This is a genomic window from Bacillus cereus group sp. Sample62 (assembly GCF_036851315.1).
Classification (GTDB): domain Bacteria; phylum Bacillota; class Bacilli; order Bacillales; family Bacillaceae_G; genus Bacillus_A; species Bacillus_A wiedmannii.
In genome coordinates, this window is record NZ_JAFLPK010000001.1 from 1,588,189 (window position 1) to 1,603,364 (window position 15,176).

The window sequence follows — 15,176 nt, forward strand, 5'->3', positions numbered from 1 at the left end:
ACGAATTATTAGGTAGTACGATAAAGAAAATAAAAAAGAGATTGTAATTTGGTTTCAACCAAACTACAATCTCTTTTTGTTTAAATTAACGCCACCAAATCCAAGTCCAAAAGTAATTTCGTATATTTCGAGGGGTAATGCGTATAAAACGTTCGCCGTCAAAGAAACAATTGAAATTTGGAAGTGTTTCATCAGGATTTTTTGGAATAAAAGTGACAATATTTTCGTTGCTTGTAACGGTTACTGTAATTGGTGGTTCGGTAGGCGATACTTGAAGTTGTAACGAAATATTCGCCGTATTTTTAAATTCATTATTAACAGGTGGACTTATCACTTGTACTGTGAATAACACGATAATTGTTTCATTTGGTTCCAAATTAGTAGCGACTAGGAAACCGATATTTGGATTCGCTAGTGGAGAGCGTTCCTCATTAATAAAGACCGTTCCGTTCATAAATTGTAAACCTGCTGGAATGGTATCTTGTAACGAAACATTTGAAAGTGAAATATCAGAAGTATTCGTAATACGCACCGTATAATCAAAATATTGGTTTAAATAAGCTGAGCTGACGGAAGCGTTTTTTACTACTGTTGCAGTTATAAATTGAACTGGTATACGAACGATATTTGAATGAACAATAAAAGTAATAATTGGGTCCTGTGGTGTCAATTGGAAGGCGGCCGTGACGGAAGCGGAATTAATAATTGTACTGTTTGAAGGGATAGAAGTAACGAGAACTTTAAATGTTATCGTTGCTACTGAACTTGCAGATAAAGCTCCGATATTAATACCGGTGTCTGGCCGGATATTTGGAACCGGAGTCCCGTTAATTGTTACGCTATTTTCCATAAATGTTGTACCAGCTGGAATTAGATCTAGGACGGAAGTACTAATTGTAGGAATTGGTGAATGATTTATCACTTCTAATGTGAAAGTTATGATATCTCCTGTCGCTATGATAGATTTATCGGCTGTTTTTTCAATACTAACCATCGGATCAACTACTGTTGTTGTAACAGTATTTGTTTGCTTTGTAACGGTATTTATTTGCTTTGTAATCGTAATAGGTGGTTCGGTTGGGCCGACAATAGGCGTATAGGAAATAGTAGCATCGTTATTGATTGTAGATTGAAGAGTAGAGGAAGATATTGTAACTTGGAATGTAATAATAACAGATTCATTTGGAGCAAAGTTTCCTAACGTAATACCATTTTCAGGATTCGCATTAGGCTGATTGATTCCATTAATCGTAACACTACCAATAACGAATGTCGTATCTACTGGTGCCGTGTCTACTAGAAGAATATCTTCAATAGTGATATTACCACTATTAGTAATAGTAATGGTGTACGTTAAAGTTTGACCAGGTAAGGCACTCGTGAAATCAACTGCTTTTATGGCAATGACATTATCATTTTGAACGGTTGTTGTGACTGTATTTGTTGTCGTCGTATTTGTAACAGGTGCGTTATTTGGGTTGACTATATAGTTAAAGGTAGTAATTGCATTGTTGTTGAGTTCATTTGGTGTTGGGATAGAAGTCACAGAAACTTGGAATGAAGTAATAGCATCTCCACTAACAATTATAGTGCCAATTGGTATGCCACTTACTGGATTAACTCCCGGAAGAGTTTCTCCGTTTACAATAACGCTATTTTCTATAAACGTAGTACCTTGAGGAATAATATCTTGAATGATTACATCATTTGCTGCAACATTACCAGTTTGATTGAGTGTAATCGTATACGTTAACGTGTCACCGACTGTTGCAAATGCACGGTCAACAGCTTTATTACTATTCAAATTCGCATGATTAATTTCTGTTAAAGCAGCTGATGAAATAATAGTTTCTGTAATAGGTGGTCGATCTGGTAACGTGTATTGGTATTCAATTGTACTCGTGTTAGAGATTGGATTTGTTTGCGGAATCGAAGTAACACGTACTTGGAATAGAACAGTTGCTGTCGTATTAGGCGGAATGTTATCAATTTGTATCCCGCTAACTGGATTGTCATTTGGACGAGCGGTGCCATTCACGATAACACTATTCTCTATAAAGCTCGTATTTGCTGGGATGATATCTGTAACGATAATGTTATCAACTTGTATATTCCCATTGTTCGTGATGGAAATTGTGTAAGGGATAATCGTTTGTAGGTCAGCGTATTGGATAGGTGTTATTTTTGTTGCAATTACATTAGCAGAAATAACTTCAGTGAAGGTAATGTTACTAGTCGATATTTGTTCTTCTCCGTTCATCGTATAACGAGAAGTTGCTTGATTTTGAATACGACCGCTAGCTGGAAGAGCTACCACCGTAACGGAAAATGTGACTGGGATCGTAACGTTAGGAGCAATCGTTCCTACAAGTATACCTGCACTTGGATTCGCGTTAAGCTGAGGAATATTATTTACTAAAACGCTACCGTCTATAAATGTTGTTCCATCAGGGATATTGTCTGTAAATACAACAGCAGTAGCATCTGCATTTCCTATATTCGTTAAAGTTGTTGTATAAGTTAAAATGTCACCAATCGTTACAGAAGTTAAATCAACAGTTTTCAGTGAAACGATATCAGCGTCATTAATTTGGACGAAAGTAGTATTGGAAGTAGTAGATTTTTGAATTGGTGCAAAGTCAGGGTTGAAAATAAAATCGTAGACGATGTTTGCAGTATTAGGTGTTGGGTTTACAGCAGGTAAATTCGTAACGGAAGCTTGGAATGTTATTGTTGTCGATTGACCTGATGCGATATTAGGAATAGAAAAGCCGATATTCGGATCTGCTGCAGGAAGTACAGTGTTGTTAACTGTTACACTTCCCGGAATAAATACTGTTCCATCTTCTATAGTATCTGTAAAAAAGATGGAGTTAGTTGTAGTAGATCCGTTATTTTGAATGAATACTGTATATTCAATGGTGTCATCAATATTAGCTAATACTTTATTAGTGGATTTTGTAGCGATAAGAATCACATCAATAAATTGTATATTTGTAGTATTGGAAGAGGTCGTTTCTGAAATTGGTGGTGTGCTTTGTTCCGGTTTATATTCATAGTGTATAACAGCGATATTATTAATAGTATTTTGTGCAGGTATAGAGACTACATTTACTTGGAACGTAACGATAATCGTATTATTTGGAAGGATAATACCAAGATTGATACCGGTAACTGGATTTTCATTAGGTCTTGGTACGCCATCTACAAGGATGCTATTTGGAACGAATATTGTACCAGCAGCAATTGCATCAATTAGGAGAGTATTTGTAATAGGTACTGTACCAGCGTTTGTAACTGCGACTGTATACGTGATGATTTGACCGATACGTGTAATAGATCTGTTAGCGGATTTAATTGCACTAACATTTGCCGTCCGCACTTCAGTATTTACTGCATTTGATAATGATCTACGCTGAATAATCGGAGAACTAGGGTCAATTTGGTATTCATACGAAGTGTCTGAAATGTTAATGACTGTGTTGCCCTCTGGTATATTTGTAAGTTGTATTTGAAATGAAATAGTGACTGTTTCATTTGGTTGTATCGTGCTGAGAGTTACTCCATTTTGAGGATTTGCACCAGGCTGAATCACATTATTTATTGATAAGCTATCTTCAATGAATATAGTACCTTCTGGAATGTTGTCAATGAACACCGTATTGTTAGCTGGAACAGTTCCTATATTTTGTAGTGTATTTGTGTAGGTAATATTTTGCCCAATGGCTATGAAAGTAACATCCGCCTGTTTAACAGAAATAATATTTGCATTTTGAAGTGATGTTGTAACGATATTAGAATTTGCAGAGCGATTCACTGGTGGAGCTGTAGGAATACTTACATATTGGTAAGTTGCTGAAGATTGATTTACAATTTCGGTTTCAGTAGGTGGATTATTTGTTTGTACTTGAAATAGTATCGTTTTGGAACTGTTTGGTGGAATCGTTCCAATTGGTATTCCGTTTTCAGGATTTACATCTGGCTGCAGAACACCGTTAATTGTGACACTATCGGGGACGAATGTAGTCCCAGCTGGAATAGAATCTGTAAAAATAATATTTATTGCGTCAACATTGCCGATATTTTTCACTTCGGAAATATAAAGTATAGTTCCACCAATATCTACAGTTATTGGATTGGACGTTTTTGTAATTATCAATTGTGCTTGCACGAAATTTGTAATGACAATATTACTTGTAGATGTTTCAGTAACAGGCGGCTGGCTTGGATCTGGTTGAATTGTATATGTTGTATTAGATTGATTTGTAATCGATTGTTGCGAGAATGGATCGTTAATAAGAATTTGGAACGAAATAAGGTGAGTAGCGTTTGCTGCTAGGTTAGGCAAAGTAACACCTACGTTTGGATTGGCACCAAGTATAGCGGTTCCGTTAAGTGTAAAACTATTTTCTACGAATGTAGTCCCTTCTGGAATAGTATCTGAAAATATGAGATTAGTAGCTGGAATATTTCCGGTATTTTCTAGCGTTATCGTATAGGTCAAAATGTCACCGGTTGTTGCTTGTTGTGCATTGACAGCTTTTAAAGAAAGAACATTCGCATCCGAAATTTGTGTGAAAGCTGGATTAGACGTAATCGTTCGAGAGATGATAGGAGCAGTTGGATCGGCGATAAAAGTATAGTCAATACGGGCTATATTAGAAATTGGATTCACACTTGGAATGGATTGAACGATAACTTGGAATGTGACGGTGACGATTTCTGACGGCGCGATGGAGTTTAATGGTATTCCTACGTTTGGATCGGCACCTGGAATTGAGACGCTATTAATGGTCACGCTATTCGGAATAAATGCAGTTCCTTCTGGGACCAAATCTGTTAAAGTAACTGTATTTGCAGTTGTATTCCCGTTGTTTTGAACGACTACAGTGTAAGTGATTGTACCGTCAGTAGATTGTACGAGGGAATCTGTATTTTTAATTACAGATAGCGATGCATCAACGACAGCTGTAGTAACTGTATTAGATGAAGATGTTGCTGTAACTGGAGGTTGACTTGGATCTACAATATACGTGTAACTTGTAAGTGCTTGATTTATAATTGCTCCTTGCGGTGGAATAGAGCTTGCAAGAAATTGGAACGTAATCGTAGCAGAATCACCTGGTGCGATAATACCAACTGGAATACCGAGAGTTGGACTTGCATCTGGAAGTGAGATCCCGTTAAGCGTGACACTATTTGGAACAAATAATGCACCTTCAGGAACACCGTTAATGAGTAATACAGAATTTGCAGGGAAGTTTCCAGTGTTTGTTAATGTTGCAGTGTACGTAATTATATCTTCAATAGATACGATTGTTCGATTTGCTTCTAAAACAGTTGTAACAGTAGCGTTATTAATTTGTGTGGAAGCACTATTAGAAGTTATTGTGCCTGTAACAGGAGGAGCTGCCGGATCAACAATGAATGCGAACTGAATAGATGCAACATTTGTAATTGGGTTTGAAGGTGGAGTAGATGTAACTATGACTTGGAAAGTAACAGTTAAGGAATTACCCGCGCTAACGGTTCCGATATTAACTCCGTTATTTGGATTTGCACCTGGAATGGTATTTCCATTTACAGCAAAACTATTTTCAACAAAGGTCGTTCCTGCTGGAATGAGGTCTGAGAACTTTACATTCGTAGCGTTTGTATTGCCGCTATTTTGAATTAAAACGGTATAAGTGATCGTGTCTCCAATATTTGCGAAGGCTGTACTAGCAGTTTTTACAGCTGAAAGTATTGCTGAATTAATAGAAGTAACGAAGACATTCGTTTCCACGTTGCCAGGCTGAGCCTGTAATGCATTGCCTACGTTATATTGGAAGTTCACAAATCCTAAGTTTTGAAGTTCAGGAGTGAATGTTGTTGGATTGCTTACAATTTGAACTTGGAATATGATTGTTACAGTTTGATTTGGATTGATTGTATTTATGCCAACACCGTCAATGATAGAAGCGGATGGTAATGAAGTACCGTCAACAACAACTGATCCTGTCACAAATTGTGTCCATGATGGTAAAGGGTCTGAGAAAACAACGTTGTTAGCTGGAATATTTCCTGTATTCGTAATCGTAGTTGTATACGTAATCGTATCACCAATCGTTGCAAAAGCTTTATCTCCGATTTTAATCGTGTTTAAAATTGCACTTTCGATTTTTGTTGAAACAGTAGTAGAAGTAATGTTTTTTGAAACTGGTGGATTAGCTGGATTAACGATATGTTGAAAGTTAACGCTAGCTTGATTGGTAATTGGATTTATAGGCGGGATTTCATCTGCGATAATATTAAATGCCACAATGACAGATTGGTTTGGCGCGATATCACCAATTGGGACGCCTGTAATGATATCTGCATTTGGGATGCTAGTTCCGTTAAATGTAAAACTATTCGGTTCAAATGAAGTTCCATCTGGAATAAGGTCGGTAAAAATAACATTTGTTGCACTAACATTGCCGCTATTTGTAATTGTAACGGTGTAGATAATATCTTGCCCAATATCTACTGTTGACACATTTGAATTTTTTTGTGCAGTAAGGATAGCGCTATTAATTTGTGTGGTTGTTGTATTAGATTGATTAGAAGTTGTAATAGATGGCTGGCTAGGATCAATGACATAATGATATGTGATAGAAGCAGAATTAGAAATAGGATTAAGCGTAGGAAGTGTAGTAACAGTTGCTTGGAATGTGACGATTGCCGTATTACCACCATTAATGGAACCGATATTTACACCAGTAGATAAATTAGCATTTGGAATAGTTTGCCCATTAACTGTGAAACTATTTGGAACGAAACTTAAATTGCTATCAAGTATATCGATAACGGTAACATCAGTTGCGGTCACATTCCCGGTATTAGGGAGGTTAAGTGTAAATGTTATTGTATTACCAACATCCGCAAAGGTAAGATCTGCTGTTTTTGTACTTATAATAGTAGCGTTGTTTATTTGAAGAAGCGTAGTGTTGGAAGTAGCTGAACTTGATACTGGAGGATTAATAGGATCAACAGTAAACTCATATGTCGTTGAAGCAGTATTCGGTGCTGGATTAATAGGTGGAATGCTGTTCACTGTAACTTGAAAGACGATACTATATATTTCATTTGGTGGAAGTGCTACAAGTAATACACCTGTATTCGGATTCGCGTCAGGTTGTAAAATACCATCGACCGTTAATGTGTTAGGAACAAAAATGATTCCACTTGGTAATACATCTGTGAATACAATGTTGGCTGCATCTGTATTTCCTATATTTGAAATAGAAGTAGTATAAAAAGCAGTTTGCCCGACATCTGCAAAAGAGACACTTTCATTTTTTGTCATGGATAGTATTGCTTCTTTAATTTGTGTTGAAACAGGATTGCTAATTGAAGTTTCTGAATCAGGCGGTGAGACTAATTGATACGATGTTGATGAGAAATTTACAACTGGGTTTTCGGTTGGTAATGATGTTACGTTTACTTGGAAAGAAACATTTACTGTAGACCCAGCTGTTATAGATCCGATATTTACACCGTTCACAGGATTTGCACCACTTTGAGGAATTCCGTTAATAGAAAATGTGTTTGCAATAAATGCTGTTCCGCTCGGCACGGTATCTGTGAATATAACATTTTGTGCAGATGAATTTCCATTGTTTGTTAAAGAGACAGTATAAGTGAGTGTATCGCCGATGTGGCTAAATATTTTATCAACTTGTTTAGATGAAAGAATGGTAGCTGTATTAATTGTAGTGAACACTGAGTTTGAAGTAACATTTCTTGAAACAATCGGTGCATTTGGATCAGCGATAAATGTGTAAGAAGCAGTAGCAGAATTGGCAATAGGATTTTGAACAGGAGTCGAAGTGGCGGTAACTTGAAATGCTATAGATATTGAGTTGTTAGGAGCAATTGATCCGATTGTTATACCTGTATTAGGATCGAGTCCAATGTGTGTACTGCCATTGATTGTGACACTATCCGAAACGAACGTTGTACCGTCTGGAATAGGGTCAGTGAACGTAATATTCGTAGCATTTGTATTCCCACTATTCGTTAAAAGTGTCGTATAGGTAATAGTATCACCTAGTGTTACAAGTGTTTGATCAACTGATTTAATCATCGTTATCATAGCATCTAGTACAGGGTTTGTAACGAGGTTTGTTGAAGTAGAAGTGGTAACAGGAGCTGCGCTTGGATCAACAGTATAAGAGTATAAAATTGTATCGTTATCCATAATTGAACTTGAAGGGGGAACAGAAATAACATTTACTTGGAAAGTAACGGTTACTGTTTCGCCAGGAGCGATATTGGGTATATTGACTCCAAGTGCTGGCCGTGCACCAAGTTGCTGCATACCATTGATTGTGACCGAATTTGGTATAAATGTAGTGTTGGCTGGAATAGCGCTTGTGAAAGTAATATTCGTTGCTGCAGTATTTCCTGTATTTGTAATAGTAGTTGTATACGTAATCGTATCTCCGACAGAAATAATGGATTTATCAGCACTTTTTGTAGTAGTTAATATAGCACTATTAATAGTTGTCGAAACAGTATTAGATATATTCGTTTGTGTTACGGCAGGTTGGCTAGGATCGACCACATGTGAATACTGTACAGAACTAAAATTTGAAATTGGATTTATGCTCGGAATGTTTGTAACAAGTGCGTTAATAGTAATAAAGGCCATTCCGCTAGGGTTTATATTTCCAATCTGTATTCCGTTCCCAGGATTTCCGATTTGCTGTGTACCAGAATCGTTTGTAACAGTCCCCGATATAAATGTTGTTCCTTCAGGTAAAATATCCGTGAAAATTATATTTTGTGAAGTGACATTTCCAGGGTTACTTAATGTAATTGTATAAGAAATTGTATCCCCGATTGTTGCGAAAGTTTTATCTGCAGATTTAACTGCCACAATTTCCCCGGAATTTATTTGTGTCGAAACAGAATTGGATGTCGTATTTCTTGAAACGAGTGGTAAATTAGGTCCTGTCATAAATTGATAATCAATGGAAGCTCCGTTTACAACCGGTGAGTTTGGCCCCCCAGGTCCAATTGTGAAAATTGGATTTGGAATGCTAACTACTTGCACACGGAAGGTGACGTTTATAAAATCTCCTGCAATAATATCCCCAATTGGTATCCCATTCGCTGGATTTACCCCAGGTAATAAAACTCCGCCTACTCGAACGCTATCCTCTATAAATACTGTATTATTTGGAATCGGATCTGTAAAAATGATATTAGTAGCAGTTGTATTCCCTATATTTTCTAATAAAACAGTATACGTTAAAAATGAATTTCCAGGTGCGACGTCAGAAAAGATACGGTCCACACTTTTCGTTGCTCGAATGATTGCTTCGTTAATTTGGACTAAAGTTGGATTACTTGTAGCTGTTTCTGTCACCGGTGGCTGGGTAGGGTCAACAATTATAGAGTATGTTGTGCTAGATTGGTTCAATGTTGGATTTGTAGCTGGTATTGAGCCAACGATAGCTTGAAAGCTAATTGTTGTCGTTCCTCCAACTGGAATTGAGTCTAAAGAAATTCCGCTATCTGGTCTAAATCCAAGTTGTGGGAGAGTGTTAATTTGTACGCTATCAGGCACGAATGAAAGTTCAGGTGGTAATATATCGATAAAAACAGGTGTGTTAGCGGTAGTATTGCCGCTATTAGTGAGAGTAGTTGTATACGTAATGGTATCTCCAACGGTAGCAAATGCACTGCTCGCAGTTTTTGTTGCGATAACGGAAGCAGTATTTACTTGTGTAAAGGTTTTATTGGATTTAACTGTTCGTGAAACAGGCGGTTCATTTATATCTACAATAAAACTATATTGAAGTGATGATTTATTAGGGATTGGATTAGGGTTTGGAATCGTTGTAATGTTTACTTGAAAACTGAGTGTAACCGAAACATTTGAATTCAAGTTACCGATATTGATACCGTTTTGTGGATTTGTATTCGGAACGGTTACGCTGTTTATTTTAAAACTATTTGGGACAAAGGTAGTACCATTTGGAATGGAATCTGTAAATACAATATTGTTAGCAGTAGTATTTCCTGTATTTGTAACAACTGAGGTGAATGTAATTGTATCTCCAATTGTAGCGAAATTTGTACTCGCATTTTTATTTAAAACTAAAGTAGCATCAATAATTGGAGTAACCGTCGTATTCGTAATTGTACTATCAACAGCGGGTGATTGGTTTGGATTCACGGTGTATTCGTAATTTACAAGAGCATTATTTGTTAATATGCCACTAGGTGGAATAGCGAGGATTTTCACTTGGAATGTAATGAAAGTAGTGCCTCCTGGTGAAATATCTTCTAAATGAATACCTAATGAAGGATCTAATCCAGGTTGGGAAACGTTATTTATCGTAACGGAATTCGGTATGAAGGATGCACCTGGTCCAAGTCCATCTGTTAAAACTGTAGCACTAGCAGGAATATTTCCTGTGTTCGTAACTGCAATCGTATAAGTAACGATATCTCCAATTGCAGCTGTCGGTGTATTCACTGACTTCGTAGCGATAATAGTAGCATTATTAATTTGAGTTGTTATTACGTTACTTAACGTATTGGCGGATGCTGGAGGTAAGTTAGGATTTACGACATATTGGTACGTTGTATTGCTTTGGTTCGGGATTGGATTTGGACTAGGAATGGAATTTACGATTACTTGAAATGAGATTGTTACACTTGTATTAGGGTTTATTGGATCAATTGCAATTCCACTTGCTGGATTTGTATTAGGGAGTGTACTCCCGTTTACTGTTACACTATTAGGAATAAATGATGTCCCGTTTGGAATTACATCTGTAAATACTACATTTGATGCAAGTGTATTCCCGCTATTCGTTAAAGTAGTCGTGTACGTAATAATATCATTTACGTTCGCAAACTGTTTATCTACAGATTTTGCAGAGATAATCGTAGCGTTATTAATAGTTGTCTGTACAGTGTTAGAAGCAACCATCTGCATCACAACTGGTTTGGATGGATCATACGTGTATTGGAATGTAGTGCTCGATTGATTCGTAATCGGATTTGGACTAGGAATAGTTGGTACAGAAACTTGGAATGAAACAGTACGTGATGAATTCGCCCCTATCGTACCAATTAAAATGCCATTAGCAGGATTTGCATTGGCTATAGGGACACCGTTAATCGTTACAGTATTAGGAAGGAAGATGGTACCAACTGGAATAATATCTGTAAACGTTACATTAGAGGCAGGGATATTGCCGTTATTCGTTAAAATTGTTGCATAAGTTATAACATCGCTAACATCAGCGAAATTTGTACTTGTTAGTTTCGTAGCAACAATATTAGCGGTGTTAATTTGTGTCGTTACTATATTACTAGTAGCATTTCTCACAACAGCAGGTAAATTTGGATCTGCGATAAAGCTATATTGAAGTGCAACACTGTTTTGCACTGGATTTGGTGAAGGTATCCCATTCGTACTAATTTGGAAGACAATAGTTGTAATTCCGCCTGCTGGAATTGTGCCAACTTGAAGACCGACACTTGGATCTGCACCTAGTTGTAAAGTACCGCCTATAAAAATACTATTTGGTATGAGAGTCGTACCAGGAGGTAGTATATCAGTAACAACTACATTATTCGCTGGAGTATTTCCAGGGTTAGCTAGAGCAATGGTATATGTGATTGGTTGCCCAACATCAGCAATAGTTAAATCTACCTGTTTGACAATAACAACATTTGCTAAATTAATTTGTGTACTTACAGTATTACTTAAAGATGTTTCTATAGTTGGTGGATCACCCGGATTTAAAATAAAACTATACTGTGTACTAGATGAATTTAATGTTGGGTTTTGTGTTGGTAAAGAGGTGACAGTTACTTGATAAGAGACGGTAAGTGAGCTGTTAGCAGGAATGGAAGGTAACGGAACACCGACATTTGGATCGGCGTTATTTTGGAGTACACCATTAATAAGGAAAGTGTTTTGGATAAAGGTAGTACCGTCTGGATTCGGATCTACGAAAGTAGGACTATCAGCAGAAACACTTCCTGAATTCGTTAACACGACGGTATAAGTTAATACATCCCCTACAGTAGCGAACCCATTATCCACTGTTTTGGCTGAAATGACATTTGCATCGTTTACTTGCGTAAATGTAGTAGTTGAAGTAGTGTTCTTACTTACAGGCGAAGCGTTTGGATCAACGATAAAGTTATAAGAAATGGAGGCACTATTCGAAATAGGGTTTGGGTTTGGAATGCTAGTTATTACTACTTGAAATGAAGCTGTAATTGTAGTATTAGCATTGATGCTACCAATATTGATGCTAGCTGGTGTTGCGCCCGGCTGAGTACCACCGTTAACTGTAACACTGTTCGGTACAAAGGAAGTACCGTTCGCAATTGAATCGGATAGTAATACATTGTTTGCTGCAACATTTCCATCGTTTATAAGAGCAAAGGTATAAGTTAATATATCCCCAACTTCCGCAAACGTTTGACTTACAGATTTATTGGCATGAAGATTTGCTAGTCTAATTGTTGATGTAACAGAATTAGAATTTGCTGTTTTTGAAGTTGGTGGCAGACTTGGATTTACAGTATATAGATAAGAGGCGAAAGCATTATTAATGATAGGATTTTGGGCGGTAATATTGATGACTGTTACTTGGAAAGAAAGTGTAAAAGTAGCTCCGCCAGGAATTGTGCCGATAGGTAAAGCAACGAGAGAGTCTACATTTTGTAAAACGCCATTGAGTGTTACAGAACCTGGTGTTAGTATCGTTCCATTTGGTAGTGGATCTGTTAGTTGCACGTTAGTTGCAGCTGTATTTCCGCTGTTTGTAATAAGGATTGTATAACTTATCGTTTCGCCAATTGTGGCAAATTGTTTGTTTGTTGATTTTGTTAATGTTACATTCGCATTGTTAATTTGAGTGGAAACGAGATTAGAAGAAATATTTTTTGTAACGGGTGATTGGCTTGGATTTACAGTGTACTGATAAGAAGCGCTTGATCCATTAGATACGACATTTAGCGCGGGTATTGTATTTACAACTACTTGAAATGAAACATTTTTTGTTGTGCCAGTTGGGATCGATCCAATGTTCACACCAGTAGCGGGATTTGCGCCCACTTGTGTCGTGCCATCTATTGTTAAACTGTTAAGGACAAAAGTTGTTCCGGTAGGAATGATATCTGTAAAAATAACGTTGTTCGCATTCGTATTACCTGTACTTGTAAAGGAAACGGTGTACGTTAGTGTATCACCGATATCTGCGAAATTTTTATCTACTGCTTTTGCCATAGATACAGTAGCATTGTTCACTTGAGTAGAGACAATATTCGTCGTATCAGTCCCACTTACTGCCGGTTGATTTGGCACAGGAATGTATTGATATGTTGTTGTGCCACTATTTAATATTGGATTTGTTTGGGGGATAGAAGGAACGAATACTTGAAATGAAACAGTAGTCGTAGAATTAGCAGCAATGGTTCCAATGGATATACCATTAGCGGGATTCGCTCCAGCTTGAGTGACGCCGTTAACAGTTACACTCCCTGGAATGAAAGTAGTCCCGCTAGGAATCGGATCCGTATATATAACGTTCGTTGCTGCAATATTTCCTATATTAGCTAAGGCAATACTGTAAGTTAACGTTTCGCCAATATCGGTAAATATTTTGTTAACTGATTTTGTGCCATTAATATCTGCGAGGTTAATTTGTGTTCCTGCAGAGTTGCTTGTGGCAAGACCATTAAAAGTTGTTCCTCCGGCGATCGGTGTATATTGAAATGTAATATTAGCAGTGTTAGAGATAGGATTTTGGCTTGGAAGAGAAACGACAGTTGCTTGGAAAGTTACTGTACGAGAAGCACTATTATTAATTGTTCCAAGAGTTATACCGGCGGTAGGATTTGCATTTGTTTGTGGTACGTTATCTACTGTTACAGTACCAGGTATAAAAGAAGTACCGTTAGGGAGACTATCTATAAAAATAGCATTATTGGCGGGAAGAAGCCCGGTGTTAGGGATAGTAACTGTATAAGTGAGAATATCTCCAATTGCTGCAACACTTTTATTCACGCTTTTCGTTGCTTGTATGTTAGGTGAGTTTATATTAATTTGTAAACCGACTGTATTTAGCATATATGCGTCTCCGTTAGTTGTTAAACGGATTGCGGCGGACACTTGAGAATTTGTTAAATAAGGAGAAATATCAATAGAAGTAATGTCCCAGCCCTGTCTCCCAGCAGAGATGTTTGTGCTTGTAGAAGCACTTTGATTTCGTGTTCCAAATGTCCCAGTTGTATCTAAATTTCCGGCAGCATTATTCACTTGAGAACCGAAGAAATTATTTACAGCATTATTTGGCCCAGATAATGCATTTAATGAACTGAAATTTGGTCCGAATAATGCTTGATCCCCAGTTAAATCAGCATCCCCTTCAGTAGAACTTAAAAATAATCTCCCGCTTACAGGTCCCCCTGAAGGTGTTAAAAATCCTGAGACAGATACATCGGCACTACCAGTTTCTGCGGAAACACGGTTACCTGCTACATAAATCGTCAAGTTTCTTGCAGGTAATGTTCCGTTTTGATAAGCAACGATAAGTGTCCATCCAGCCGAATTAATTGTTCCGTTAGAAGCATCTATAGGGTCCACAAGTCCAGGGACAGAGCCGGTTGTATAAGAGCCAGATCCTCCCGCTTGAACGAGGGATGTTACATCTGCAGAACGTGTATAGAATCCAAATGTGATGGATCCGGAAACGAATGTTTGATTGGAAGCTGTAACAGCTGAAGGCGTAATTGAGTATGTTGAAACAGGTGTTGTAAAAGAAACAGGGTTCCCTAATACACTCGTAATGTTTTGATCACGAGACAAATAGTTGCCACCCCAAATGAGTTCTGCGTAAAGAATCGTACTACCAGCAGGGATATTTAAAAGAGCGGTAGAACTATTTTGTGTATAGTTTAACGTTGTCCCAGCAGGAAAAGTAGGTACTTGTAAAGCGGTATTCGTAGTTGCGAATGCACCAATTGCCCCGATTGTACCAGCACGGTTTTGATTGCTAATTTTACTTAAGCCTAAAGTATTTCCTGTAATAGCGAGTGCGCCGTTTGTGGTGGTAGAAAATCGATTCGTAATGGGCATGTTGTCACCTCATTTACAATATAGTCTTGGTCAAAAT

The 15,176-nt window shown here is 37.4% G+C and carries 1 protein-coding gene; it reads right to left on the reverse strand.

Annotated elements, in window-relative coordinates; all coding sequences use genetic code 11:
• Positions 1-85: 85 nt before the first annotated feature.
• The gene (locus tag J0835_RS08105) at positions 86-15,139 is read right to left on the reverse strand and encodes a DUF11 domain-containing protein (RefSeq protein WP_087980030.1); all 15,054 of its coding nucleotides are present in this window, start codon (positions 15,137-15,139) and stop codon (positions 86-88) included.
• Positions 15,140-15,176: the final 37 nt, after the last annotated feature.